22 protein-coding genes are annotated in these 24,412 nt (G+C 66.9%); 8 read left to right on the top strand and 14 right to left on the bottom strand.

What is annotated here, in order from left to right:
- Positions 1–55 precede the first annotated feature (55 nt).
- From J2Y55_RS04185 to chpT, 6 genes are all read right to left on the bottom strand, one after another.
- Entirely contained in the window at positions 56–946 is an 891-nt protein-coding gene (locus J2Y55_RS04185) for a CheR family methyltransferase (RefSeq protein ID WP_310147931.1), read from the bottom strand.
- A complete protein-coding gene (gene cheB / locus J2Y55_RS04190) occupies positions 943–2,055 on the bottom strand; it encodes a chemotaxis-specific protein-glutamate methyltransferase CheB (RefSeq protein WP_310147935.1) in 1,113 nt (370 codons plus the stop codon). The genes J2Y55_RS04185 and cheB overlap by 4 nt, the downstream gene beginning before the upstream one ends.
- 76 nt (positions 2,056–2,131) lie before the next feature.
- Positions 2,132–2,497: a response regulator gene (locus tag J2Y55_RS04195; protein WP_043237911.1), complete on the bottom strand. Its 366-nt coding sequence runs from the start codon at positions 2,495–2,497 to the stop codon at positions 2,132–2,134.
- Positions 2,498–2,528: 31 nt separating this feature from the next.
- A complete protein-coding gene (locus J2Y55_RS04200; RefSeq protein WP_310147946.1) occupies positions 2,529–3,044 on the bottom strand; it encodes a chemotaxis protein CheW in 516 nt (171 codons plus the stop codon).
- Entirely contained in the window at positions 3,041–5,662 is a 2,622-nt protein-coding gene (locus J2Y55_RS04205) for a hybrid sensor histidine kinase/response regulator (protein ID WP_310147950.1), read from the bottom strand. The genes J2Y55_RS04200 and J2Y55_RS04205 overlap by 4 nt, the downstream gene beginning before the upstream one ends.
- Before the next feature lie 98 nt (positions 5,663–5,760).
- On the bottom strand, positions 5,761–6,402 hold the full coding sequence (gene chpT, locus J2Y55_RS04210) for a histidine phosphotransferase ChpT (protein WP_310147956.1): 642 nt from the start codon (positions 6,400–6,402) through the stop codon (positions 5,761–5,763).
- A 128-nt stretch (positions 6,403–6,530) separates the two neighbouring features.
- Between chpT and J2Y55_RS04215 the strand changes: the two genes are divergently transcribed.
- Positions 6,531–7,382, top strand: coding sequence for a 3'(2'),5'-bisphosphate nucleotidase CysQ family protein (locus tag J2Y55_RS04215; RefSeq protein WP_310147960.1), 852 nt, complete (start codon positions 6,531–6,533; stop codon positions 7,380–7,382).
- Here the strand turns inward: J2Y55_RS04215 and J2Y55_RS04220 are convergent.
- Complete coding sequence (locus tag J2Y55_RS04220) at positions 7,361–7,924, bottom strand: YHS domain-containing (seleno)protein (protein ID WP_310147963.1); 564 nt, start codon at positions 7,922–7,924, stop codon at positions 7,361–7,363. The genes J2Y55_RS04215 and J2Y55_RS04220 overlap by 22 nt on opposite strands.
- A 278-nt stretch (positions 7,925–8,202) precedes the next feature.
- On the opposite strand from J2Y55_RS04220, the gene J2Y55_RS04225 reads away from it, so the two are divergent.
- The 4 genes from J2Y55_RS04225 (at position 8,203) to J2Y55_RS04240 (ending at position 12,085) form a co-directional block, all read left to right on the top strand.
- A complete protein-coding gene (locus J2Y55_RS04225; protein WP_199578991.1) occupies positions 8,203–8,793 on the top strand; it encodes a DUF1134 domain-containing protein in 591 nt (196 codons plus the stop codon).
- Between the two features lie 86 nt (positions 8,794–8,879).
- The gene (locus J2Y55_RS04230; RefSeq protein ID WP_310147968.1) at positions 8,880–10,136 is read left to right on the top strand and encodes a coiled-coil domain-containing protein; all 1,257 of its coding nucleotides are present in this window, start codon (positions 8,880–8,882) and stop codon (positions 10,134–10,136) included.
- 144 nt (positions 10,137–10,280) lie between these two features.
- Entirely contained in the window at positions 10,281–11,225 is a 945-nt protein-coding gene (locus J2Y55_RS04235) for a sugar kinase (protein ID WP_310147971.1), read from the top strand.
- Complete coding sequence (locus tag J2Y55_RS04240; protein ID WP_310147974.1) at positions 11,225–12,085, top strand: TIGR01459 family HAD-type hydrolase; 861 nt, start codon at positions 11,225–11,227, stop codon at positions 12,083–12,085. The genes J2Y55_RS04235 and J2Y55_RS04240 overlap by 1 nt, the downstream gene beginning before the upstream one ends.
- Before the next feature lie 12 nt (positions 12,086–12,097).
- Here J2Y55_RS04240 and J2Y55_RS04245 read toward each other — a convergent pair whose 3' ends face one another.
- From J2Y55_RS04245 to ribA, 3 genes are all read right to left on the bottom strand, one after another.
- Positions 12,098–13,633: an MFS transporter gene (locus tag J2Y55_RS04245; protein ID WP_404978807.1), complete on the bottom strand. Its 1,536-nt coding sequence runs from the start codon at positions 13,631–13,633 to the stop codon at positions 12,098–12,100.
- A 228-nt stretch (positions 13,634–13,861) separates the two neighbouring features.
- Positions 13,862–16,228 carry a glycosyltransferase family protein gene (locus J2Y55_RS04250; protein WP_310147980.1) on the bottom strand — a complete coding sequence of 789 codons (2,367 nt, stop codon included), beginning with the start codon at positions 16,226–16,228 and terminating at the stop codon, positions 13,862–13,864.
- A 31-nt stretch (positions 16,229–16,259) separates the two neighbouring features.
- A complete protein-coding gene (ribA, locus tag J2Y55_RS04255) occupies positions 16,260–17,387 on the bottom strand; it encodes a GTP cyclohydrolase II RibA (protein WP_310147984.1) in 1,128 nt (375 codons plus the stop codon).
- A gap of 269 nt (positions 17,388–17,656) precedes the next feature.
- On the opposite strand from ribA, the gene J2Y55_RS04260 reads away from it, so the two are divergent.
- Positions 17,657–18,241 carry a cytochrome b gene (locus tag J2Y55_RS04260; RefSeq protein WP_310147987.1) on the top strand — a complete coding sequence of 195 codons (585 nt, stop codon included), beginning with the start codon at positions 17,657–17,659 and terminating at the stop codon, positions 18,239–18,241.
- 116 nt (positions 18,242–18,357) lie between these two features.
- Here J2Y55_RS04260 and J2Y55_RS04265 read toward each other — a convergent pair whose 3' ends face one another.
- The 4 genes from J2Y55_RS04265 to J2Y55_RS04280 all read right to left on the bottom strand — a co-directional run bounded on the left by J2Y55_RS04265 (position 18,358) and on the right by J2Y55_RS04280 (position 21,725).
- Positions 18,358–19,200 carry a class I SAM-dependent methyltransferase gene (locus J2Y55_RS04265; RefSeq protein ID WP_310147989.1) on the bottom strand — a complete coding sequence of 281 codons (843 nt, stop codon included), beginning with the start codon at positions 19,198–19,200 and terminating at the stop codon, positions 18,358–18,360.
- Positions 19,200–20,249 carry a glycosyltransferase family 4 protein gene (locus J2Y55_RS04270; RefSeq protein ID WP_310147992.1) on the bottom strand — a complete coding sequence of 350 codons (1,050 nt, stop codon included), beginning with the start codon at positions 20,247–20,249 and terminating at the stop codon, positions 19,200–19,202. The genes J2Y55_RS04265 and J2Y55_RS04270 overlap by 1 nt, the downstream gene beginning before the upstream one ends.
- The gene (locus J2Y55_RS04275; RefSeq protein ID WP_310147995.1) at positions 20,246–20,647 is read right to left on the bottom strand and encodes a 6-pyruvoyl trahydropterin synthase family protein; all 402 of its coding nucleotides are present in this window, start codon (positions 20,645–20,647) and stop codon (positions 20,246–20,248) included. The genes J2Y55_RS04270 and J2Y55_RS04275 overlap by 4 nt, the downstream gene beginning before the upstream one ends.
- A gap of 70 nt (positions 20,648–20,717) precedes the next feature.
- Positions 20,718–21,725, bottom strand: coding sequence for a zinc-dependent alcohol dehydrogenase (locus J2Y55_RS04280; protein WP_310147998.1), 1,008 nt, complete (start codon positions 21,723–21,725; stop codon positions 20,718–20,720).
- A 74-nt stretch (positions 21,726–21,799) separates the two neighbouring features.
- On the opposite strand from J2Y55_RS04280, the gene mdoH reads away from it, so the two are divergent.
- Positions 21,800–23,647 carry a glucans biosynthesis glucosyltransferase MdoH gene (mdoH, locus tag J2Y55_RS04285; protein WP_310148001.1) on the top strand — a complete coding sequence of 616 codons (1,848 nt, stop codon included), beginning with the start codon at positions 21,800–21,802 and terminating at the stop codon, positions 23,645–23,647.
- Positions 23,647–24,405, top strand: a complete 759-nt coding sequence (locus J2Y55_RS04290; RefSeq protein ID WP_310148004.1) for an FkbM family methyltransferase — start codon at positions 23,647–23,649, stop codon at positions 24,403–24,405. The genes mdoH and J2Y55_RS04290 overlap by 1 nt, the downstream gene beginning before the upstream one ends.
- Positions 24,406–24,412 lie beyond the last annotated feature (7 nt).

Here is a 24,412-nt window from a genome sequence, read left to right on the forward strand (position 1 = left end):
TAATCCGCAGTTCTAGTCGGAGACTGCGCTGCCCGTCGGACCGATGGGAGAAACCTCAACCGCGGACGCTGCTCAGCGTTGGCGTCCTCGTCCGGTCGAAGGGCAGGCCGAGGCCGGCGCTTTGCGCGTTGCTCGAGCGGCTTTCGCGATAAAGACCGCGGTGGCTCTTGTCGGGCACGATGGTCGTGGTGATGCCGATGACGGTTTCGGCGGCGCCGAGCACGAAGACGCCATCCGCCGTCAGGCGCTGGGCAAGCGCTGCCATCACCTTGGCCTTGGTCGGTACGTCGAAATAGATCAGCACGTTGCGGCAGAAGATGATGTCGAACTGCCCGAAATGGCTGTTCGGCAGCAGCAGGTTATGGGGCTTCAACTCGACCATGGCGCGGATGCGCTCGGACACCTGCCATTTGTCGCCATCCTGCCGGAAATGCCGCAGCAGCATCTGGATCGGCAGGCCGCGTTGCACTTCGAACTGGCTATAGATGCCGGCCCGCGCCTTCTCCAGCACCTCCGAGGAGATGTCGGTGCCGAGAATCTCGATCTTCCAGCCAACGAGCCGGGTGGCCATCTCGTCGAGGATCATGGCGAGGGAATAGGCCTCCTGGCCTGTCGAGACCGCCGCGCACCAGATGCGCAGCGTCCGGCTGGCCGCGTTGGCGGTGAGCTTTTCCGGCAGGATCACGTCGCGGAACAGGTCGAACGGCGTCCGGTCCCGGAAGAACAGCGTCTCGTTGGTCGTCATCGCCTCGATGACGGCGTTCTCGAGCAAGAGATCGGTGCCCGGGCGCAGTGCCTGCACGAGCGTGCTCAAACCGTCGATGCCGCGGCGGCGGCAGAGCATGCCGAGGCGGCTTTCGGCGAGATAGCGCTTGTCCTGACTCAATGAGAGGCCGGAGCGCAGATGCAGCAGGGCGCGCAGGAAGTCGAAATCCGCCTCGGTCATGAGGGTTTGCCCCCACGCAGCAGGTCGCGGATCGCGCCGCCGATACCGTCGAGCGGGATCACGGCGCTGGCATGCCGCGCCCGCACCACGGAGCCCGGCATGCCCCAGATCGTGCTCGACAATTCGTCCTGGGCGATGACCGCGGCGCCGGCCCGTCGCAATGCGCCGGCGCCCTCCGTTCCGTCGCTGCCCATGCCGGTAAGTACGAGGCCGAGCGCCGCGGAACCGAGATGGCGCGCGCCCTCGGTGAAGAGAACGTCCACGGCGGGCCGGCAGAAGCGCACCGGCGGTGCGTCGCTGATACTGGCGACGAGATGGCCGAGCTTGCGGTCGATGCCGAGATGCCGGCCACCGGGGGCGACATAGATCGTGCCGCGCGAAAGGCGCTCGCCGTCATAGGGTTCGCGCGCCGGTATGCCGATCTGTGCGCTGACTTGCTCGGCGAAGGAGGCGGTGAAGAGCGGCGGCATGTGCTGGACGACCAGGGTCGTCAGGTCATTCAGCGCATCGCCGATATCGGCGAGCACCTTGGCGACAGCGCGGGGGCCTCCGGTCGAGGCGCCGATCATCAGATAGCGCGGCATCACCGAGACGAGATTGCGCAGGTTCACCGGCCCGACTGGGGCGAAATCGAGGTCGATCTCCGGCGGCAGCGCTCCCGCGCGGACCGAGGACTGCGCGATGTTGCTGAGCTTGAGCAGGAATTCGCTGCGGAAATCGAGCGACAGCGTCATGCCGCCTCGGCTGTCCGGCTTGGAGAGCACATCCATCGCGCCTTTGGTCATGCATTCCAGCGCGATGCGCGCGTTGCGCTCGGTCAGCGTGGTGGCGAGCAATACGCCGGTATGGGGGCTTTCCCTGAGGATCTGGGGCAGGGCTTCGGCTCCGCCAAGGCCGGGCATGTTGAGGTCGAGCACCATCACGTCCGGGTGGAAGCGCCCGGCATGGGCCACCGCCGTTTCGCCGTCGCCCGCGACAGCGACGACATGGAACTGCCCGCTCTCGCCGAGCCAGCGCGCGAAGAGACCGCGCACGACGACGGAATCATCGGCGATCACGACCGTCTTGGGTCGCTGCGTCGCTGCGCTCGCTGGTGAGAGGCTCGTCATGTGTCGCGCCTCCGGCGGACTTGTCACAGGTCGTAGAGGCACCAGGCAGCGGCGAGGGAACTCGCCGCGCTATGACTCACAGAAGGCCTACTTGATGGAACTTCGAAGCGACGATTTCCTTGTCGAAGGGCTTCATGATGTATTCGTCGGCGCCGGCATGCATGGCCCGTGCGATATGGGCGATGTCGTTCTCGGTGGTGCAGAACACGACCTTGGGCCGCTTGCCTCCCGGCATTTGCCGCAATGTGCGCAGAAAATCGTAGCCGTCCATGATCGGCATGTTCCAGTCGAGCAGGACGGCGTCCGGCATCTCGCCCTTGCAGGCGTCGATGGCGCGCGCGCCATCCTCGGCCTCGGCGATGCGGAACTGCAGGCCTTCCAGAATGCGGCGGGCGACTTTGCGGATCACGGCGGAGTCATCGACGACAAGACAATACTTCATGGTCTTTCTCCAAAAATCATAGGGCGACGCCTCAGGCGGCCACCGGCAAATCAAGCTTCAGGACGGCATCGACATCGAGGACGACGAGAAGACGCTCGTCGAGACGATGCACGCCGGCCGCAAGCGCGGCCCAGCTGGCATCGAGATGCACGGGAACGGGTTCGAAGGTCGACTGGTCGAGGCGCATCACCTCTCCGACCGCATCGACGATGAGCGCATAGGCCTCGCCGCCAAGGTCGATGCCGACCGCGACGAGTTCGCAGACCTCGTCATAACGCGTGGTGGCTGCGACCGGGTGGCCGAGACGCCGGCGCAGGCAAATGGCGGTGACGACACGCCCGCGCAGATTCAGCAGGCCGACGATCTCGGACGGCGCGCGCGGGACGGTCGTGATGTGATTGGCGATGAAGACGTCGTGGACGCGTCCGATCGGCAGCCCAAGCAGCTGTTCCCCGACGGTGACGGTGACATAGTCGAGCGATTCGCCGAAAGCCGCAGCCGCCGAGGTGGTGCCGGGCGCGGGCGCATTGGCTTCGTGCTTGCTCATGCGGCCTGCCTCATGCCGGTTTTGTGTTCCGCCAGCTCGCTCAGCAAGGCGCGACGATCGAATTTGGCGATGACCTCGTCGAGCCGCACCTGTGCTGCGCGCATATGCAGGTCCGGGGTGACGAGCGAGGTCAGGCCGAAGATCCGGAGGCGGTCGCCGCTTTCGGAGGCGCGCAGCGCCGCGGCGAAGGCGTAGGCGGCGTCCGGGGTGCGGTCGAGGTCGATCAGCACGCAGGTCATCGCCTCGTGCGCGGCCAGCCGTGTCGCGGTCTCGAAATCGGAGGCGAAGGCGATCTGCCGCCCCGAGGCCTTCAACACGGGGCTCAGCATCTCGCGCAGGAAGTCGGAGGGTTCGACCAGCAGGATCTGCGCGGCATCGATCGGCTGCGCATCGGAGCGTCGGCCGCTCAGCCAGCCCGGGCCGTCCTTCGGTAGGTAGTGGGCGAGGTCGAGGATGTCGGTGGCGCGGCCGCGAATGATGGCCGAGCCGATCACGCCGCGGTCGATCATCGAGGCGATCTCGACATCGAGCACCTCATCGACGATGTCGACGATTGCATCGACCGCCAGCCCCAGGATCAGGTCTCCGTCGGAGATGATGACGAGCGGTTGCAGTCCCTCCGCGCGGATCGCGGCCTCGCCGACGGGAATGATCGGCATCAGCCGGTTGCGGTAATGCAGGAGGACGCGGCCGCTGCTATGCTGGAATTCGCTGGCGTCGACCTCTTCGAGCCGGGTTACCAGCGAGAGCGGCACCGCCTTGACGCCTTCGAGCCCGGCGCGGAACACCAGCATTGTCGTCTTCTCGGCGGTGGGCGACTGGGCTTGCGCCGGCGCCTCGACACGCAGCGCATCGACGGTCGCGGCTGCGCCGACGAGCCGGGCAATGCCGTTGGGATCGACGATCAGCACCACGGCGCCATCGCCGAGGATCGTATTCCCGGAGAACAGCGGGATATGCCGCAGTTTCGTCGACATCGGTTTGACGACGATCTCCTCGGTATGGAAGACACCGTCGACCAGGATCCCGAACTGGCGCTCGCCGATCTGCGTCACCACGATGAAGCCGTCATCGGTCGGCGCGCCGGCTGCTCCCATTAGGGCGGACAGGGCGATGATCGGCAGCAGGCGCTCGCGCAGGCGCAGCACCGGCGCGCCGTTGATCTGCTCGACGCGATGGTCCGCGCCCACCTTCACCCGGACGAGCTCGCGCACCACGATCTGCGGAATGGCGAAGCGCTGCTTGCCGGCCACGACGATGAGGGCGGAGACGATCGCCAGCGTCAGTGGGATCTTGATGGTGATGGTGGTGCCGACGCCCGGCGTGCTGGCGACGTCGATGATGCCGCCGATGGCGTCGACATTGACCTTGACGACATCCATGCCGACGCCGCGACCGGAGACCGCGGTTATGCTTTCCGCCGTCGAGAAACCGGGGTGGAAGATGAAGCGGCTGATCTGCGCGTCGCTCATGCGCTCGAGCTCGGCCTTCTGGGCGAGGCCCTGCTGCAGGGCCTTGCGCCTGATGCGCGCGATGTCGAGGCCGCGCCCGTCATCGGAGATCGCGATCGTCACCGAGCCGCCCTCGTGATAGGCGGCGAGACGGATGGTGCCGTGTTCGGGCTTGCCCGCCGTGAGCCGTTCTTCCCGCGATTCGATGGCATGGTCGGCGCAGTTGCGGACCATATGAGTGAGCGGATCCTTGATCAGGTCGAGGATCTGGCGGTCGAGCTCGGTATCGGTGCCCTCCATCACCAGTTCGATGCGCTTGCCAAGTTCAGCGCCGAGATCGCGCACGATGCGCGGCAACTTCGACCAAGCGTTGCCGATCGGCTGCATGCGCGTCTTCATGACGCCGTCCTGCAGCTCCGCCGTGATCAGTGAGAGCCGCTGCAGCGGCGCCTTGAGGCCGACATCCTCCTGCTTGCGGGATATCTCCAGAAGCTGGTTGCGGGTCAAAACGAGCTCCGACACCATCGTCATCAGATGCTCGATGGTGTCGACATTGACGCGCAGCGTCGCGGAACCGCCGGGGCGGCTCTCGCGCGGCGCGGCCTCGTCCGCCGCCTTCGCCGCGGCCGGCACTTCGATACGCCCGTTCGGGCCACGCTCCGGCCCCGGTGCGCTGCGGAAGACGAGATCGAGCTCGTCCTCGCTCAGATGCGAGCCATGGCGGGTGAGATAGGCGGCGACGGGGTCACTTGGCTCGTCGTTCTCCGGTGGCCGATGCGACAATTCGGCTTTCGCCTGGTCGGCCAAGGCCAAGAGTTCCATGATCAGGACCTCGTCATTGCCGACGGGTTCCTGGCCCTTCTCGGCGAGTTCGGCGAGAATCTCCTTGATGCAGTCGATGGTTTCGAGAATGGCCGTGACGGCGATCGCGCTGACCGTGGCCCCATCCCGGAACTGGCCGATCACCGACTCGGCCGCATGAGTCAGCGCTTCCAGCCGGGGCAGGCCGATGAAGCCGCAAGTGCCTTTCACCGTATGCACCAGGCGGAAGATGTTGCGCAGGATCTCGCGGTTGTTCGGCTCCTGCTCGAAGCGTACGAGTTCCCGATCGACCGTGTCGATGTTCTCGCCGGTCTCGCTCAGGAACTCTTGCAGCAGATCATCCATGCCGAAGACCATCACCCACGCAACAATACCGGGCGATCTAAGCAGGAGAAGGGTTTATGATCGGTTTCGATCGAACCCGCAGCGCGATGTTTCGGCGCTCAATCGGTCTTTTGCGCGGTGATGCTGACCGTGTCGCCCTCGATGGCGAAGCTGATCGTCATGCCGGCGGCGCGGGCGACCATGCCGGTGTAGAGCGGCTGGACGGCATGGGCGTCGATCGTGCCGGTCTCGGATTGGCCCGCGATCAGGTCTTCGACATGGTTGGGGATGCGCGCATGCGAGCCCGTAGCGGTGATGATGAAGTGGCCCTGCTCGCCGTCGATCGTGGCGCGGGAGACCAGTTTGCCGCCGCGCGGCACCGCATGGGTCGCCAGAATAAGCAGGTTGAGGAGCAGCTTGACCTGGTTCTTCGGCAGCAAGGCGCGTGGCGCCTCCCAGTCGAGCGAGAGCTTGTCATCGTTGAGGAAGCCGTTGGCGACATTGCCGGCGTCGCCGAGGTCGATCATCGCGCCGGCGGAACCGGCCGCTCCGAAGGCGAGGCGGGCGAATTGCAAGCGCGCCGAGGCGCTGCGGGCACTCTTCTTGATCAGGTCCAGCGCGAAATCACGCATGGAGGGATCATCTTCCTCCAGAACCTCCAGCGCGTTGACAATGGCGCCGACCGGGCTGATCACGTCATGGCAGACGCGGCTGCAAAGGAGCGCGGCCAAGTCTAGCGGCTCGAGCGAGATGGCGGTCATGGCTTGGTGTCCTGCGATCGACGGTGCGGAGCGCGGTGTAAAGCGGCGCCCTCAATACATAGGTATGGTGCCATCTTGGTTTGCATGTGGTTAACCCTGATTTTCTTGTCGAAGGGGCCTTCGAGACGATGATCGGCCAGGACGACCCCCGTCTTTGCGACTGCAACGATCTGGCGCGCCGGCTCGCGGAAGCCGCGCGCCTGAGCGCTGCGGTGCTGCTGACGATGCGCATGGCGCGCGACGTCAAGGTCAAAGCCGACGGGTCGCCGGTCTGTTCGGCCGATCTCGCGGCCGATCATACCGCAAAGGGCGCGCTTGCGCGCCTGCTGCCCGGCTTCCCGGTGATCAGCGAGGAAAGCGCCGACGCCGTCGCACCCGCTCCGATCTTCATCCTGCTCGATCCGCTGGACGGCACGCGCGAGTTCCTGGCCAATGGCGACAGCTATTGCGTGGCGATCGCCATCATCCGCGACGGCCGGCCGATCGCTGGCGCGATCGCGGCCCCGCAACTCGGGCGGCTCTGGTTCGCCGGCGAGGGCGCTTTCGCGCAGCGTCTGGCATCGGATGGGGCGGCGCTGGGCGAGCCCGAGCGCATCCATGTCCGGTCGCTTCCGCCCGATGGGCCGGTCACCCTGGTCAGCCGCTTCCATGGCGACGAGCTCAGCGACAAGGTCGCGGTGGCCATGGGATCGCGCGCCACGATGCCGATGTCGTCGGCGGTCAAGTTCGGGCTTATCGCCTCGGGCGAGGCCGATCTGCATGTGCGTGCCGGCCAGACGATGGAATGGGACATTGCAGCCGGAGACGCGATCCTGAAGGCCGCGGGCGGCAGCGTGCTGATGCTGGACGGGGACTTGCCGCGTTATGGCGCGAGCGAGCGCGAGTTCCGCAATCCGCCCTTCGTGGCGGCCAGCAGCGAAGGGCTTGCACGCCGCGCGGCCGCGGCGGCGGGTGATGCTCAGCGCGCGATCGTCCCGTAGACATCCTTCCACTGCGCTTCGGCGAGCTGGAACAGTGTGGCGTTGTTGATGAAGCGGCGGCGATTCTCAGCCGTACGGAACAGGTAGAGCCGCGAATCGATCACGGCGAACAGGTGCGGATCGCTCTCGACAGCCCGGCCATCGGCGACGCCGGTGGCGTCAAAGCCGGCGAAGGCCGGCTCATAGACGTCAGGTGCGTCGCGGAACGCCTCACGGTTGGCGGCGGAGGCGAAGCGCCAGACCGCGCCGCCATGGACGAGTTCGTAGTCCGGGCGACCCGGCGTCGCGCGTCCCAGAAGTTGATAGGCGACGGGATCATAGCCGTGGAGCGCAAAGCCCGAGGGCGTGTCACGCTGCATTGTTTCGCCCAGGCGTGGCAGCTGCGGCAGGCCCGAGGGCAGGCCGGGCATGACCGAATCCGCGGCGGAGAGGTTTTGCGCGGAGGCGAGCGGCTGCGTGGCCATGACCGGCTGGATCGCGATGGCGAGCGCAAGCACGCCGACCGCAATCGAGATCCAGCGCTGCCATGTTGCGGCCTTCATCGCGTCAAATCCTTTGGATGTCAGTTCTTCGGTGGGCCGTAGCGCGCCGGAATCTTCACGGGTTGGATACACTTGCGAGGTATCAAACCCGTTACCGAAATGGTGCGTATTTGCGCGGTGTCATGCTTCGCGTTCGAAAACCGTGCGTTTCCGCGCGGTCCAGAGCGACCCTCCGACAGGGGGATCGGCACGGATCTGCAGTCGACTGCACTGCGGGCTCCACGGTCTTCCGGTCGGCTTGAATTCACGAACTGGCGCCCAGCCCGGAGATGATCTCGATGATAAAGACACGCCGCAGCTTCGTCGCCGGAGGGCTCGCGCTTGCGAGCGCCGGCTTGGCGATGCAGTCCGCCCCCGCCCTCGCTCAGCAGAACTACAGCCAGAGCCGGTCGTTCTCGCAAAACGAGCTCGTCGGCTCCGGTCATCAATTCTTCGGAAACGTCTCGCGCGGCCTTGCCTTGACGATCGAAGAGGCTGTGCGGCGCTGGGGTGAGCCCAATGGCTATGTGCTGGGCCAGGAGGCCTCCGGCGCCTTCGTCGGCGGGTTGCGCTATGGCGAGGGTACGTTGTTCACCCGCAATGCCGGCGACCGCAAGGTGTTCTGGCAAGGGCCGTCCGTCGGCTTCGATTTTGGCGGTGAGGGCGCCCGCACGATGATGCTGGTCTATAACCTGCCGGCGGTCGAGGCGCTCTACCAGCGTTTCGTCGGCGTCGACGGCTCGGCCTATTTCATCGGCGGCTTCGGCTTTACCGCCATGGCGGCCGAGAACGTGACGCTGGTGCCGATCCGTACGGGCATCGGTTGGCGCCTGGGCGTCAATCTCGGCTACCTGAAGTTCACGCCTCAGGCGACCTGGAACCCCTTCTAAGAAGGTTCTGCCGAAGCGCTGGTCATGATGCGGCCGGCGTGGCAGTTTCACGTGTCTGATCATGTCCGGATGCGGAGCGGCAAGTCTTGATCGAAGCCGTCATGCTCGTGATGCTCGGCTTTCTGTCGGCGACGCTCCTGGCGTTGGCGGCGGTCCCGGCCTTGGCGCGCCGTGCCGACAGGCTGGCGCGCAAGCGGGCCGAGGCGGCGTTCCCCCTGTCGCTTGCCGAGATTGCTGCCGACCGCGACCATTTGCGGGCGGAGCTCGCCTTGCGCGCTCGGGGGCTGGAGCAGCAGGCCGAGCGTGGCTTTGCCGCCAAGGCGGCTGCAATGCAGGATATCGGCCGGCGCGACATGACGATCGGCCAGCTCGAACGCGATCTGCGCGCCGGTCAGGCGCGGATCGCCGATCTCGAGGCGGACCTGACCGCGACGCGCGGCAAGCTTGCGGAGACGCAAGGCGGGCTCGCCGCCGAGACCGCGAGCCATGCGGAGACGGGCAAACTGCTGGACAAGCGCGTTGAGGACCTTGCCGTCCTCGAGCGCAGCCTCGCCGAGGCGCGCATGGCGCTGACCGGCACCAGCGCCGATCTATCTGCGCGCGCCGCGGAGCTCGAGCAGGAGCGCGCGACCTTGGGCCGGGTTCAGGCGCTGCTGAGCGAGCGCGATGCGGAACTCGCCGCGCTGCGGGCGCAGAGCGACGTGCTGCAAGCCTCGCAGCTCAAGCATCGGACGCAGATTCTGGTGCTGGAAGGCCAGTCCGTCGACCTGTCGAGCCGTCTTGCGGCTGCCGAGCAGGGGCTCGCTGTGGCCAGGATCGCGCTCTCGGCGATGACGGTTGATCGCGACAGCGAAAGGCTGCGCGCCGATGCTCTGTCTGCGCGCGCGGCTCAGGCTGAAGCCGGGCTGGCGGCGGCGGATGCTGCGAGCGCTGCGGCCACAGTCGAGACCCGCCGCATCCAGGGTTTGCTGAAGCAGGAGGCCGAGGCGCTCGCTTCGCAGATGCAGGCGCGCGAGGCGGCCGAGCAGGCCGCCGAGGAGATGAAAGCCACGAAGCTCGGAGCCGACCATAAGCTCAGGCAGGAAAACGAGGCCATGCGCGAGCATTTGCGCGAGCGTGAGCAGCGCCTGGAGACGCTGCATGCCGAGATCCAGACCTTGCAGGGCGCGTTGATGCAGGCGCGGGCCGAACGCGGCGTCCCGCAGCGCGAGGACGCGAAACTGGCCGTGCCGGTCTCATCCGCCGCTGTGCCCGCCAGCGGCAAGACCGCGCTCCGGCGCGACATGATGAAGGTCACGGGGCGCTTGAAGACCGGGCGGCCGAAGCAGGAAGCTGCCGAATAGATCCGGCGACGGCCTCGGCACGGCTTGCTTAGGTCCGGCTTGGTAAGGTCCGGCTTCGAAAACCGGTTTCCACTTTTCCGCCCGATGCTCTAGGAAAGCGCGCCCGCGCATCCCTGCGAGATCCTGTCCGAGATGGTTTCTGCCGTGACCGAACCCAAGATCGATCTGCTTTGCATCGGCGAACCGCTGGGCGAGTTCAACGCGACGCGTGGCGACGCCGGCTCCTTCCAGTTTGGCCATGGCGGTGACACCTCCAACTGCGCCGTCGCCGCGGCTCGCCAGGGCGCCTCGGTCGCCTATGCGGGTGCGTTGGGTGATGACAGCGCCGGCCGCTCCCTGCGTGGACTGTGGCAGCGCGAGAGCGTCGATGATCGCCATGTTTCGACGCATCCAAGCGCGCCGACCGGACTTTATTTTGTCGATCATGGGCCGAGCGGCCATGTCTTCTCCTATCTGCGGGCGGGCTCGGCCGCGAGCCTCTACGGGCCGCGCGACCTGCCGCGCGACCTGATCCGCTCCGCGCGCATCGTCCAGGCCTCGGGCATCAGCCAGGCGATTTCGGCGAGCGCCTGCGATGCGGTGTTCGAGGCCTTCGCGACCGCGCGCGAGGCCGGCGTGCTGACTGCCTACGACACCAATCTGCGCCTCAAGCTCTGGCCGCTGACGCGGGCGCGCGCGATCATCCATGCCGCCTGTGCGATGTCCGACATCGTGCTGCCGGGGCTGGACGATGCGACCCAGCTCACCGGCCTGAATTCTCCCGACGCCATCGTCGATTTCTATCTCGGTCTCGGCGCAAGGGTCGTGGCGCTGACGCTCGGCCATGAAGGCTCGCTGGTGGCGACGCCTGTCCGGCGCGAGCGTCTGGTGCCGATCAAGGTCGAGGCCATCGACGCGACCGGAGCCGGCGACTGCTATGACGGCGCGTTCCTGTCGGAGTATATCCGCACCGGCGACGCCTTCGCGGCCGGGGCTTACGCCAATGTCGCCGCGGCGCTCTCGACGCAGGGCTATGGTGCGGTCGCGCCGCTGCCGCGCCGCGCCGATGTCGAGGCAAGGATGGCGCTCGAGGCAAAGGCTGCGCGGTGATGAGCGTTCCGGTCCTGACCGAGGCGGGCGCGCTGCTCGCCCGCTACGATGTGCTGATCAGCGATGTCTGGGGTGTGGTTCATGACGGCGTCTGGGCGCTGGAGCCGGCCTGCGACGCCCTGATCCGCTTCCGCGAGGCGGGCGGGGCGGTGGTGCTGCTCTCGAACGCGCCGGGCCCCTCGCAACAGGTCGCCGGCGTGCTCGACAAGAAACGCGTGCCGCGCCAGGCCTGGGACCGGCTGGTCACCTCCGGCGACGTGACGAAGGCGCTGATCGCTGGGAGCCATCACCATAAGGTCTTCCATATCGGCTGGCATGACGACCGTTCGATTTTCGAAGGCGCCGACATCGTCCTGGTCGGGGAGGACGAGGCCGATCTCGTCGTCGCCACCGAGCTCAATGACTACCGTACCGAAACCCCGGAGCAGTACCGCCCGCAGCTCGCGCGCTTTGCCGCGCGCGGCGTGCCCTTCATCTGCGGCAATCCCGATCTCGTCGTCCATGTCGGCGAGGATCTCCTACCCTGCGCCGGCGCGCTGGCGACGATCTATGAGGAACTCGGCGGCCAGGTCGCCTGGGCCGGCAAGCCGCATCGGCCGGCCTATGACCTCGCATTGGAGGCAGCCCGCACAGCGCGCGGCGGTCGTGCGGTCGACCCTGCCAAGGTGCTCGTCATCGGCGATGCGGTTCGCACCGACCTCGCCGGCGCGCGAATGATGGGCTTCGACAGCTTGTTCATCGCCGGAGGAATCCATCGCGACGAGACGATGCGTGGTGGCGAAGTGGACCCGGCCGGGCTTGCCAAGGTGCTCGCCGGACTGCCTGTCCAGCCAAAGGCGGCGATGGGCGCGCTGGGTTGAGCCTGGTGCGTTTTAGTGCGGCTCTCCCGGGCGGGCGTCGCGCAGAACCGTCAGCGTGACGGCGATGCAGAACAGCATGCCAGCGACCGACAGGATGGCCGATGCGTGGAAGCCTGCCATGAAGGCCGCGCTCGCCTGCGCCAGAATCGGCCCCGCTTGGTCGGGGGTGAGTTTGGCCGCGAGCGCGAGCGCCCCGCCCAGCGTCGCCCGCGCCGGAGCGAGTGCGTCTGCGCTGAAGCCGGGCACCACGATATCCGTCATGCGGCTGCGATAGAGCGCGGCGCCAAGGCTGCCGAGCACAGCGATGCCGAGCGCGCCGCCGAGCTCCGCGCTGGTCTCCGACATGGCGGAGGCCGCGCCCGTCCGTTCCGGGGGCGCGGATCCGACGACGATTCCGGTCGTCAGGGTGATCACCGGCGTGAAGCCGACAGAGAAAACCACCGATGCCGCGACGATCTGGACGAGTTCCGGAGCGAAGACGAGCCAGATGAAGCCAAGCGCGGAGACCGCCAGGCCGCTCGCCATCAACGTCGCGGGCTTACAGCGGGCGGCGAGCGAGGGCGTCACGAAGGAGGCGAGCGTGAAGGCGATGGCCGAGGGCAGTGACCAGAGGCCGGCCTGCAGCGGTGTCAGGCCGGCGACGAGCTGGAAATACTGCGCCAGGAAGATGAAGCTGCCGAACATGAACAGGATGCTGGCGAGGTTGATCGCCAGCGCAGCCCTGAAGGCGGGGATGCGGAACATGGCGAGGTCGATCATCGGGTCGGCCAGCCCAGCCTGCCGCCGCAGGAAGACCAAGGCGAGGCTGAGCCCCGCCAGGATCGCCACCGCGGCTAGAGGCCCGAAGCCGGCCTCAGCCCAGTGCTTGATGCCGTAGATCAGCCCGAGCACTGCGGCCAGCGAGAGCAGCGCGCTGAGGAGATCGATGCGTCCGGCATCCGGTGCCCGGTATTCCGGCAGCAGGATGGGGCCGATGACCAGCAGCAGGAGCATCGGCGGCACGGCGATGAGGAACACCGAGCCCCACCAGAGGTACTCGATCAGCAAACCGCCGACGACCGGGCCGATGATGGCTCCGGCGGAAAAGCTCGCGATCCACATCGATATGGCGAAGGTCCGCTCCTTCTCGTCGGTGAACATCACGGCGATGAGCGAGAGCGTGGAGGGAGCGAGCGTCGCGCCGGCGATGCCGAGCACGGCGCGCATCGTGATCAGCATCTCGACGCTGTTCGAGAAGGCGGCGACGGTCGATGCCACGCCGAAGAACGCCGCGCCGAGCATCAGCAGTCGGCGCCGACCGATTCGGTCTCCGAGTGTGCCCATGGTCATCAGGAAGCCCGCGACCATGAAGCCGTAAATGTCGATGATCCAGAGGAGCTGGCTCGCGCTCGGCTTCAGCTCGCGTGTCAGCGTCGGCACTGCGAGGTTCAGCACCGTCAGATCCATCGAGTAGATCATGCAGGGCAGGGCGATCGCGATCAGGCCAAGCCATTCGCGGCGCGTCGCTTTTCTGCCGCCTTGCGACGGGACGGGAGCCGAACTCATCATTCTCTCGCAGCCGTTCTTTCCGGGGCTGGCCTCTTGCCACAAGAGTGCGGCCGAAGCTGGCAGGAGACGGTGTATCAGCTCGTTCCTGTGCCGAAACTGCCAGCGCGTCTTCGAGAAGGGCTGAACGCGAAGTGCAATCTTCATAGTGAGGCGAGCGGTTGCGCCCGATAGGCCCGGTGCAGCAGTTCCAGAAAGAGGGTGCTTGGGGCAAGGGCACGAAGCCTCGCTTCACCCCTGTAGCTTTGTCCGCTCCGCGCGCAGCCGCTTTCCGATATCCTCGAACAGGCCTTCGAACGGCCTGAACATGAAGCGCACCGTCGAACGGCCGGGTGGCACGGCGACAGCGCGGAACAGGACATTGGCGCGCAACAGCTCGGCCGGCTTGCCGTCGATCTCGACCTGCCACCAATGGTGCCAGACATCGTTGAGCACGACGAAGCCGCCGCGCGGCGCATCGACCCTCAGCGACACCTCGGTCGTGCCGTAATCGGAGATGACGACCGAGCCGGGTTGGGCCGGGCCGGTCGGGATCGGTGGCGGGGCGCGGTCGAGCAGCACGGTCGTCTTCGGGTCGAAGCCCTGCGGCCATTGCCCGCTTGTCAGGATCGCATCGAAATCGACCTTCTGCGCCTGGGTGACGAGCAGCACACGCGGCAGCGCGCGTGGGTTCTCATAGACATAGGCGTCCTTGGTGCGGGCGATCTGGGTGAGGTCGCCGGGCTTCAGGCTCTTGTCGATCTGCTCGGCAGGCACGCCGGTCGCGATGAAGCGTAGGCCCAGCATGTCGGCGAGCAGCGAGCGATAGCCCGGCATCAGCGGGGAAAATTGGCGCTGCTCGGGCAGGGCGACGTGGTCCTCGGCCCCGGTCGCCTTGCTGTAGATGCCAAGCCTGAGCGGGTTGTAGCCCAGCGTGTTGTCGAGCTCGTGCACGAGGCTGGCATTGGGCCAGTGGAAGCCGATGCCGGCGAGTTCGATGCGGTCGCGCCGGTCAGGCGCGGCGGTGCGGGCGGTCTCGCGCTTGAGCAGGGCGATCGTCTCGTTCTTGCTGTCGGCGCGCAGCACCTCATAGTCCTGCGCGGGCAGGGCGGTCGATTCGCTGGGGCCGTTATTGACGGAGAGATCGACGGTCAGCGTCGCGGCCAGCACGATCGTCGCCGCCAGCCCCGAGCCGCGCAGGCTCAAGCCGCGCGCCGCAACCAGCGCGCCCAGGCTGAGCACGGCGCAAAGCAGCGCGACCAGCAGCGGCATGGCAGCAACGGGCAGCCGGCCGACCGTCCAGGCCAACCAGAACGCCAGGCCAAGCGCGCCAAGGAAGATCACGGCCTCAATGGCATAGTGCCAGGGCCGGGCGCGTGGCGCAGTGTCGGTCATGATGAGATGGGTGAGGTAGCCGCCGAGCAGCGCGAGAAGCGCGCCGAGAATGAACAGAGCATCGGCCGGACGCCGGTAAAAATCGACGCCCGGCAATTCGAACAGCAGGCGGAAGCCCGGTGTGTAGCGGCCGAGCGCATAGATCAGCACGATCGCGGCGGCTGCGCTCAGCGCGATGATCTCGCGCCGCAGCAGCGCCCCGCGCACGATTCCTACAGTGAGGATCAGCAGCATCGGCAGGAGGCCGAGATAGAGCTGGCTCATATTGCGCGCGAGATAGAGATCGAGCGGCCCGAAACGCGCCTCGAAGGCTGGGCTCGGCGCGCCCCAGAAGTTTTCCAGCGGGCCCGCCGCGCCGTAGAGATTGGCGAAAAGGGCGGTGAGCAGCGCGGCTGGATGCAGCGAGCCCTTGCCCGCCCCGACCAGATCGATCTCGGGCCGGTTGGATTCCTGGGCGAAGAAGGCGGTGAGCAGGATCGGCACGGTCGCGACCAGGGCTGCGCCGAGGACGCCGGCCATGAGCGGCCACAGGCTCGCGCGCAGCGCCCGCCAGGGATGGCGGGCCATGGCGATCGCCGCGACGACGAGCCCGACCAGCACATAGACGCCGATCAGCGCGACCTGATCGCGCCCAAGCACCATGAAGCCGGCCATGACGCCCGCCGCGAAACCGTAAAGCGCCGAGCCGCGTTCCAGTGCGCGCGCGACCAGCAGCAGCGTGATCGCGAAATAGCCGAGGCTCAGCACCTGCCCGACATGCTGGATGCGCCAGGCTGCCGAGGCGCCGAAGGCGAAGGCGAGCGCGGCGACGACGGCGCCCGCCGGGTGCCAGTCGCGGTCCCGGAACAGCAGGGTGATGGCGAATGCGCCGGCCAGCAGCGTGCCGAGCACGGCGCCGTCGCTCCAGCGGAAATCAGGCGTCGGGTTCAGCGCCGCGATCAGGGCGAAGGAGGGCGAGAAGATCAGCGATTGCGGGTCGGCGACCTGCGGCGAACCGGAAAAGACATAAGGCGTCCAGAACGGCGAGAGCCCTTTGTGCCAGGCGCTCGCCAGGAACTGGAGCTGGGGATGGAAATGCGCCTTGGCGTCCCAGGGAATCGTGACAGCGCCCGAGAGCCAGGGCCAGGACAAGGCGAACCAGGCCAGCGCCACGATGCAAAACACGCTGGCGAGCGGCCAGCGTGCGCGGGGAGGCAAGGCGTGGCCGAGCGCGGGCTCCGACATCGGTCGACTCTGCCCGGAGTTGCGGCCGCGATCAATCCTTCGGCGCGGCCCGCGCCATCAGCGCGTCCATGTCGATGATGTGGCCGGCACGATCGCGCTTGGAGGCGAGATAGCGGACATTGTGGACATTGGGGCGGCCGAGCACGCGCTGGGTCGCTGCGACCTCGAGCCCCGCCGCCTTGATGGCGCCGACCTTGAGCGGATTGTTGGTCAAGGCGGTGACCCGGGTCACGCCGAGCTGCTTCAGCATCGTCGCCGCGAAATCGTAATGGCGCTGGTCGAGGTCGAAGCCGAGCACCTCGTCGGCGTCATAGGTGTCCCAGCCCTGGCTCTGCAGCTTGTAGGCGCGCATCTTGTTGGAGATGCCGTTTCCACGGCCCTCCTGGTCGAGATAGAGCAGGATGCCGCCATCGTTCTGCGCCATCCACTGGACGGTTTCGCGGAGCTGGTCGCCGCAATCGCATTTCAGCGAGCCGAACAAGTCGCCGGTCAGGCAGGCCGAATGCAGCCGCACCGGGACCGCCTCGGCGAGGTCGGGCTTGCCGACGATGATTGCGACCTGATCGCGCAAGCCTTCGCCACCGCGGAACACGACGAATTCGGTTTCGGGTGCCCCTTCCAGCGGCACAGGCGCGCGGCCGACGATGGTCAGCGAGGCGGCCTGCGCCGTGCGATAAGCGTTCACGGCCTCGATCGAAACCTCGATCAACGGCTCGCCGGAGACGGCCTCCGGGCTGACCGGCACGAGGATGATGGCCGGCAGCACAAGCGCCAGGCGGGCGAGCTCGAGCGCGGCATTATCGACCTCGGAGGCGGGAGCGACGGGCGCATCGACCTTGCCATCGGTCTTGAGGGCGAGCGTCTCGATGCGGCTCAGATCGATCCGGGGCATCGCGAGCACGCCGGTTTCATTGCGGCCCTTCGCGCCCAGGCGGCGTAGCCGCGCGGCGCTCAGGACGAGATGGGCATGGCCCTTCGCAAGCTCGTCGAGGCGCTGGACCAGCACGGCGTCGGCAAGTTCGGCGGAGAGGGCCAAGGCCAGACGCTCGCCGGCGCGCAGAAGCACGGGGCGGCCGGCGCGGAATTCCGAGATCGCGCGATCGACGGCCACCAGGCTCGTCTCATGCGGGCGTCCGAAGAGCGTACGCGACTTGGGCATCGGGATTGTATCCGTCAGATTGCGCCGGTGGTCGGCAGTGAAGTGTAGCTTCTACGGTCGAAAGGTCGATATGGATGCGACCGCATAGCTGTATCGCCAAACGTGCCGGTCGCGATGGAGTTCCCGCTGCCGGAATTGTCTCTTGGCCCGACCCCGCAGCCATTCAATCTCATGACGTTGCCCATGACGTCGCCAATGACGTTGCGTATAGGGTTGCGACATTGAACATGAGATGAATGCGAAGGCATCGACCCGGCCCGGAGAGTTGCATGACGCAAGACCACGACCCGTTCGCGACCATGGCTGCGCCACCGTCCACATATAGTGCAGCGGCGCGCCATTTCCATTGGGTCACGGCGGCGGCCGTGCTCGTCATGCTGCCGCTCGGTTTCGCGATGACCTATCGCGGCAATACGCTGGATATCTGGGACGGGCTGACGGACACCCTGTTCAGCGCGCATAAGCTGATCGGCTTCCTGCTGATCTGGCTCGTTGCCGGGCGGCTTGCCTACCGGCTGCTGCATGGTGCTCCGCCTGACGAACCCGGTCTGCTCTGGTGGCAGAAGGCAGCTTCGCATCTGGTGCACTGGCTGCTCTATGGGCTGCTGTTGATCGTACCGCTGCTCGGCTGGATCGGCGTTTCGCTCTATCCGTCGCTGACGCTCTTCGGTCTGTTCGACCTGCCGCGACTGGCGGCGCCCAACCAGCCGCTGGCGGAGAACGTGCTGCGCGTCCACGGCAAGCTCGCCATCCTGACGGCGTTGCTCGTCGGCGCGCATATCGCGGCCGCACTCTACCACCATCTGATCCGCAAGGACGGGGTCCTGCGCCGGATGCTGCCTGGGCTGCGGTAGTGCATTGCGCGAAAAAGTGGGTACCGATTTCTCGATGGAGCAATGCTCTAAGCTTTGAGAATCGATCACGTCGCATTCGGACGATGCCGTCCGAATGCGACGTGATCTAGCGGATTTCAGACCGGCCGCGCCCAGAGATCGTTGTGGCCGACCAGGCCGGAGGCTGCCTCCGCCGTGCGAGCGCCGAGCCAGTCCGCGACGGTGCCGGCATCGACATGGCCGGTCTCCAGAACGGCGTCGGCAATGCCTTGCGTCAGGGCCTTGGCAAGGTCGCGCTGCCCCGCGTCGATGGTCCAGGCACTGTCGGCGGTGGAGACCGCGAAGCCCGATTTGCGGAAAGCCTCCGCCATGATCTCCGTGGCGTCGGGGCCGGCCGCCGGGCCAAAACCCTTGTCGGAGTGCTGGTGATGCGCGAAGGCCGCGAGCATCCTGGCGTCGGCCTCATGGGGCGGCTGCCATTTCTCGCGCCCATCATAGGTCAACACGGTGTACAGCGGCAGGCGCTGGCTCGCGAGCGCCGCGACGAAGCGCTCGATCCAGCGCTTCGAGGTCAGGTCGAACAGGGCGGCGGCGGTGACGAGATCGGGCTGCCAGCCGAGAACCCATTCCAGGTCCTTCATCAGGTCGGCCTGGCGGAAATCGACCGTGATCGACTTGCCGTCCTTGGCGAGGACGAGTTCCTCGCCTTGTTCGCGCGCCTCATCGGCCCAGAGGCGGAGCGTTTCACGCGCGGCGTCGAGCAGGCGCTGGTCGAAATCGACCAGCGTCCAGTGTTGACGCCCGGGCAAGGCGGAGAAGGCGCCGCGCAGATTGGAACCGGCGCCGCAGCCGAGATCGACGATCGAAATCGACGTCTTGGGAGCAAAATGCGCGCCGACGGCCGCGAGCAACTCCGGATTGCGCGCCGCATGGTCGGCGGGCTCGCGCAGCGCCAGCCATTCGGGGGAGAAACCACCCATCACATCACCTTCCGGCAGGTTTGCGCGACGATCGTCGCGGTGTCGCGCCAGCGCGGCAAATCATCGGCCGCGGCCCAGGCCGCATTCGCCATGCCGTCCCGAAGCGCGCGATCATCGATGAGCTTGCCTAGCATCTCAGCGAAGGCAGCGATATCGCCGGGCGGAACCTTGAGCGCGGCTGCATCCGGCGCGGTCTCGGCGGCTGCCCCGCCTGTCGTGCACAGGATCGGCAGAGCGCGCGCCAGCGCCTCGGTCAGCACCATGCCGTAGCCCTCGAACAGGGACGGCATGACGAAAAGATCAGCCTTATCATAGGCCTCGGCCAGGATATTCTCGCTCACGGCTCCGGCCAGCAAGATGCGGTCCTCAAGTCCTGCCGCCTTGATCTGAGCCTGAAGCGCGCGGCTCGTATCGGGCGCTCGATCTTGCGCGCCAATGATCGTCAGTTGCCAGTTCTTATCCTTGAGGTTGGCGAGGGCGGAGACGAGCACGTCATAACCCTTGCGCGGAACGAGCGAGCCGACAGCGAGCAGGGCGAGCGGGCTGCCATTGGCGCTGCCGCTCGCACGGGACGCAGGATCGACGCCTGGCAGCGCGACAGTGATCCTGTCCTCGGCGAGGCCGAAATCCGCGACCAGGATGCGTTTCGTTGTCGGGCTGGTTGCTATGACGGCGCTGGCGTGACGCAAGGCAGCCGCTTCGCGCGCCAGCAGCGCACGCGCCCGCTCTGGACTGAGCCCGGTCTCCAGCCCGAGCGGGTGATGGACGAGTGCCACGACGCGGCCGGCGAGGCCCGCCGCGATGCTTTCGGGGAAGGCGCCATAGGCCAGGCCGTCGATCAGCAGGGCGGCATCGAAGGGCTGCGACAGGATCAACCGCCCGGTCTCGGCGAGGTCGCCAGGCGTCGGGTTCGGGAAGGAGGAGGGGAGAGCGAGGTGGCGCGCCGCGATGCCCATCTCGCGCCATTCCCGCAGCAGCCGGCGGTCATAGCCATAGCCGCCGGTCGGCAGGTCGATATCGCCGGGGACGGCGAGGACGATGCCGTTCACGCGAGCACGCCCTCATAGCTCGCTCGCGCCAGATCGGTCTCGTGCAGCGTCACCTTGATGCGGGAAAGGCCGGCTCCGTCCTCGCCGAGCGCGCCGGATGCCGCTGCCTGCGCCATCGCGTCGAAGATGTGCTTGCAGAGGAATTCGGTCGTGGTCAGCACGCCTGCGAATTGCGGCAGCGCGTCGAGGTTCTGGTAGTTCAGCGGCTTCAGCGTCCGGTTCAGCACTTCGAGCGCGGCTCCGATGTCGACGACGACATTGTGCCGCGTCAGCCTCTCGCGGAAGAAGGCGACATCCACGACGAAGGTCGCGCCGTGCATGTTCCGGGCCGGGCCGAAGAACGGATCGGGCAGCGAATGGCCGATCATGATGCGGTCGCGAACTTCGACGGAAAACATGGATGCGGCTCCTGCAGGCCGGCGGCTAGCCGGTTGATAGGCCTGTCTTGGCCAAAGCCGCTGCGTCAGGTCAATAGCGCAGCACGGCGGTCAGCCCCGGCCAATCGGAGGCAAGGACGCCTGGAAGCAGCACTGGGGCGTCCGCGAAAGCGATCTCCTGGGTGATCAGCGCATCCAAGCGATCGTCAGCGAGAAGCGCCATCGCCGCCTTGCTGCGGCGCGCATAACTCCAGCGGGGACGGCGCGAAGGCGCGACCTGTCCGACCTGCGACGAGATCAATTGCAGGCGTTTGGAATGAAATGCGCCGCCCAGCGAAACCGGGACGGCGCCCTCGCCATACCAGCTCAATTCGACGATACGGGCCTCGAAGCCGGCGGCATTGATCGCCGTCGCCAGCCCTGCGCCCGAGCCGCTGGCATGAAAGACGAGATCGGCGTCGACAGGCGCATCCGCTGGCAGCGCAAAGCCGAAGCCGAGCGTGGCGGCAAGCGCGGCACGGCCGGCATCGGTATCGACCAGCGTCACCTGCGCGCCCGGCAGCCGGGCCGCGAGCCACGCGACCAGCAGTCCGAGCACACCGCCGCCGACCACGACGATCCTGTCACCGGGGCCGGAGCCGGCATCCCAATGCGCGTTGAGCGCGGTTTCCATATTGGCCGTCAGCACGGCCCGGCGCGCCGGCACAGTCTCGGGCACGATCGTCAATCGGTCGCTGGGCGCGGTGAAATGGTCCTGATGCGGGTGCAGGCAGAAGACCGTCTCGCCGAGCATTTCGGGAGGGCCTGCATCCACCTGGCCCACCGCGCAGTAGCCGTACTTCACCGGAAAGGGGAATTCCCCATCCTGAAAGGGGGCACGCATGCGCTCATATTCGCAGGCCGGCACGCGGCCCTCGAGGACAAGACGCTCCGTGCCGCGACTGATGCCGCTCCAGAGCGTGCGGATGAGACAATCCTGCGGGCCGGCCTCGGGAAAAGCGTCGGCGTTCAGGGCGCATTCACGCGGGGAGATATACCAGAGAGCGGTCGCCTTCGCGCTTGCGCTCGCTACGGTTGCCGGCTTTAGCTCCTTCGCCATTTCGAGCCGATCCCTGTTCCCGACCAAGCCTTTACCGCAAGCCTTTACCGACCGCAGGCCTTTCGACTGATATCATGACAGAGACCGCCATGAACCAGCGCCCCGCTCCGACCACGTTCCAGTCGGCGGCGCAAGAGGCCGAGAGCCTGCCGGGCCTGACGCCGGCGGGCGTGCAGGCGACGGCGACGCTAAGCGCCCGACGCTGGCTCGTGCTGGCGCTGAACCTCGTCACGCTCGGTGCGCTGCTGCTCGGACTCGGGCGCGTGCTCGGGACTGGGGGCTGGACAGTGACAGATGTGGTCATCTTCGTCGCTTTCCTGTTCGGTGCGCCCTGGACGGTGCTCGGTTTCTGGAACGCGCTGATCGGCCTGTGGCTGCTGCATGGCGCCGATGACGGGCTCGACCAGGTCGCGCCCTTCGCAGCCGATGGGGAGGTCGCGACGCCAATCGCGATCCGCACCGCCATCCTGATGACCTTGCGCAACGAGGATCCCGAACGCGCCTTCCGCCGGCTGCGCGTGGTCAAGGACAGCGTCGAGGCGACGGGCGAAGGCGCCTGGTTCGACTATTTCGTGCTGTCGGATACGAGCGATGCCGCTGTCGCGGCCGTGGAAGACCGGCTCGCGGCGCAATGGGCGAGCGAGATCGGCGCCACCTCGCGCCTCACCTATCGTCGCCGTACCGACAATGCCGGCTTCAAGGCCGGCAATGTCAGGGATTTCTGCGAGCGCTGGGGCGATCGCTACGAGGTCATGCTGCCGCTCGACGCCGACAGCGTCATGTCGGGCGATGCGATCGTGAGGCTGGCGAGGATGATGCAGGCGCATCCCAGGCTCGGCATCCTGCAAAGCCTGGTCGTGGGCATGCCCAGCCGGTCGGCCTTTGCCCGCATCTTCCAGTTCGGCATGCGCCAGGGCATGCGGCCCTACACCATGGGCTCGGCCTGGTGGATCGGCGATTGCGGTCCGTTCTGGGGCCATAACGCCATGGTGCGGATCGCTCCTTTCCGCGATGAATGCCATCTGCCGGTCCTGCCCGGCGAAGGGCCGCTCAGCGGGGCGGTGATGAGCCATGACCAGGTCGAGGCGACGCTGATGCGCCGCGCCGGCTACGAGGTCCGCGTCTTGCCGCAGGAGATGGGGAGCTGGGAGGAAAACCCGCCGACCATGCTCGAATTCGCCAAGCGCGACCTGCGCTGGTGCCTCGGCAATCTGCAATATCTCAAATTGCTCGACCTGCCCGGCTTGAAGCCGATGAGCCGCTTCCAGCTGGTCTGGGCGATCCTGATGTTCCTGGGGCTACCGGCCTGGACGCTGATGATCGCGCTCCTGCCGGTGAAGGTCGTCGAGGATGCCGGCATCGCGAATTATCCCTCGGGCCTGGCCACCGCCCTCTATGCGCTGTTCCTGGCGATGTATCTGTCGCCGAAGCTTGCAGGCTTCATCGACATCCTGCTGACCAAAGGCGGCACCCGGCGCTATGGCGGCACGGGGCGCTTCATCGCCTCGGCGCTGATCGAGATCGTCTTCGCCTTCCTGCAAGGCGCGGTCTCGACCTTCCGGACGACGCTGTTCATGGTCGGCCTTGCCTTCGGGCGCGCCAGGATCGGCTGGAACGGCCAGTCGCGCGATGCGCATGCCTTGTCCGTCGCCACGGCCTTCGCCGGCTTGTGGCCGCATCTGCTGTTTGGCCTGTACATTTTCGGTGCGCTGATGCTGCTCTCGCCGACCGTGCTGCTCTGGTCGCTGCCGCTGACCGCGGGCTATGTGCTGGCGATCCCCTTCGCCATGCTGACGGCCTTGCCCGCACTTGGAAGGCGGATCGCGCAAAGCGGGCTTTGCGGGATCCCCGAGGATTTTGACCCGCCGGTTGAACTCTTAGCGATCGCGAAACTCCCGGCGATCGCGGATGAGGCGTCGTGATGAGTGCAGCTGCCTACCCCAAGGGCATGGCCAAGGCGGTTTCGCGCTCCTTGCGGGTCTATCACGGTGACCCTGTGCGCAATGCCGCGATGGACGCGCTTTATGCGCGCTTCCTCAAACCGGACGATCTCGCCTTCGATATCGGCGCGCATGTCGGGGACCGGGTCTCCTCGTTTCGCCGGCTGGGCGCGCGCGTCGTGGCGCTGGAGCCGCAGCCGGGGCCGGCGCGCGCGATCCGCCTGATCCATGGCCGCGACCCGCTGGTGACGCTGATCGAGGCCGCCTGCGGCGACAATGAAGGGGCGGTGACGCTGCAGATCAACAGCGCCAACCCAACGGTCTCGACAGCCTCGCCGGCTTTCGTCGGCGCGGCGCAAGGGGCTGGCGGCTGGGAGGGGCAGGTCTGGGACCATGAGATCGTGGTTCCCTGCACGACGCTGGACAAGCTGATCTGGCGTCATGGCCTGCCGGCGCTGATCAAGATCGATGTCGAGGGCTTCGAGGCGCATGTGCTGGCGGGTCTGACCAAGGCCGTGCCGGTGATCTCCTTCGAGTTCACGACGATCCAGCGCGACGTCGCGGAGGCTTGCCTCGCGCTGCTGGATACGCTTGGACCTTATCGCTTCAATGTCGCGCTCGGCGAAAGCCAGAGCCTCGAACTCGCCGAGCCAGCGAGCGCGGAGGCGATCGGCGGCTTCCTGCGCGATCTGCCTCACTCCGCCAATTCCGGCGATGTCTACGCCATGCTGACGAGTTGATATCGAT

This window comes from Allobosea sp. BE125, assembly GCF_031456075.1.
Classification (GTDB): Bacteria; Pseudomonadota; Alphaproteobacteria; order Rhizobiales; family Beijerinckiaceae; genus Allobosea.

Bases quoted from the DNA above. Each gene is read 5' to 3' on its own strand.
- J2Y55_RS04185 (WP_310147931.1), bottom strand. From the start codon at position 946: ATGACCGAGGCGGATTTCGACTTCCTGCGCGCCCTGCTGCATCTGCGC.
- cheB (WP_310147935.1), bottom strand. From the start codon at position 2,055: ATGACGAGCCTCTCACCAGCGAGCGCAGCGACGCAGCGACCCAAGACG.
- J2Y55_RS04195 (WP_043237911.1), bottom strand. From the start codon at position 2,497: ATGAAGTATTGTCTTGTCGTCGATGACTCCGCCGTGATCCGCAAAGTC.
- J2Y55_RS04200 (WP_310147946.1), bottom strand. From the start codon at position 3,044: ATGAGCAAGCACGAAGCCAATGCGCCCGCGCCCGGCACCACCTCGGCG.
- J2Y55_RS04205 (WP_310147950.1), bottom strand. From the start codon at position 5,662: ATGGATGATCTGCTGCAAGAGTTCCTGAGCGAGACCGGCGAGAACATC.
- chpT (WP_310147956.1), bottom strand. From the start codon at position 6,402: ATGACCGCCATCTCGCTCGAGCCGCTAGACTTGGCCGCGCTCCTTTGC.
- J2Y55_RS04215 (WP_310147960.1), top strand. From the start codon at position 6,531: ATGATCGGCCAGGACGACCCCCGTCTTTGCGACTGCAACGATCTGGCG.
- J2Y55_RS04220 (WP_310147963.1), bottom strand. From the start codon at position 7,924: ATGAAGGCCGCAACATGGCAGCGCTGGATCTCGATTGCGGTCGGCGTG.
- J2Y55_RS04225 (WP_199578991.1), top strand. From the start codon at position 8,203: ATGATAAAGACACGCCGCAGCTTCGTCGCCGGAGGGCTCGCGCTTGCG.
- J2Y55_RS04240 (WP_310147974.1), top strand. From the start codon at position 11,225: ATGAGCGTTCCGGTCCTGACCGAGGCGGGCGCGCTGCTCGCCCGCTAC.
- J2Y55_RS04245 (WP_404978807.1), bottom strand. From the start codon at position 13,633: ATGATGAGTTCGGCTCCCGTCCCGTCGCAAGGCGGCAGAAAAGCGACG.
- J2Y55_RS04250 (WP_310147980.1), bottom strand. From the start codon at position 16,228: ATGTCGGAGCCCGCGCTCGGCCACGCCTTGCCTCCCCGCGCACGCTGG.
- ribA (WP_310147984.1), bottom strand. From the start codon at position 17,387: ATGCCCAAGTCGCGTACGCTCTTCGGACGCCCGCATGAGACGAGCCTG.
- J2Y55_RS04260 (WP_310147987.1), top strand. From the start codon at position 17,657: ATGACGCAAGACCACGACCCGTTCGCGACCATGGCTGCGCCACCGTCC.
- J2Y55_RS04265 (WP_310147989.1), bottom strand. From the start codon at position 19,200: ATGGGTGGTTTCTCCCCCGAATGGCTGGCGCTGCGCGAGCCCGCCGAC.
- J2Y55_RS04275 (WP_310147995.1), bottom strand. From the start codon at position 20,647: ATGTTTTCCGTCGAAGTTCGCGACCGCATCATGATCGGCCATTCGCTG.
- J2Y55_RS04280 (WP_310147998.1), bottom strand. From the start codon at position 21,725: ATGGCGAAGGAGCTAAAGCCGGCAACCGTAGCGAGCGCAAGCGCGAAG.
- mdoH (WP_310148001.1), top strand. From the start codon at position 21,800: ATGACAGAGACCGCCATGAACCAGCGCCCCGCTCCGACCACGTTCCAG.
- J2Y55_RS04290 (WP_310148004.1), top strand. From the start codon at position 23,647: ATGAGTGCAGCTGCCTACCCCAAGGGCATGGCCAAGGCGGTTTCGCGC.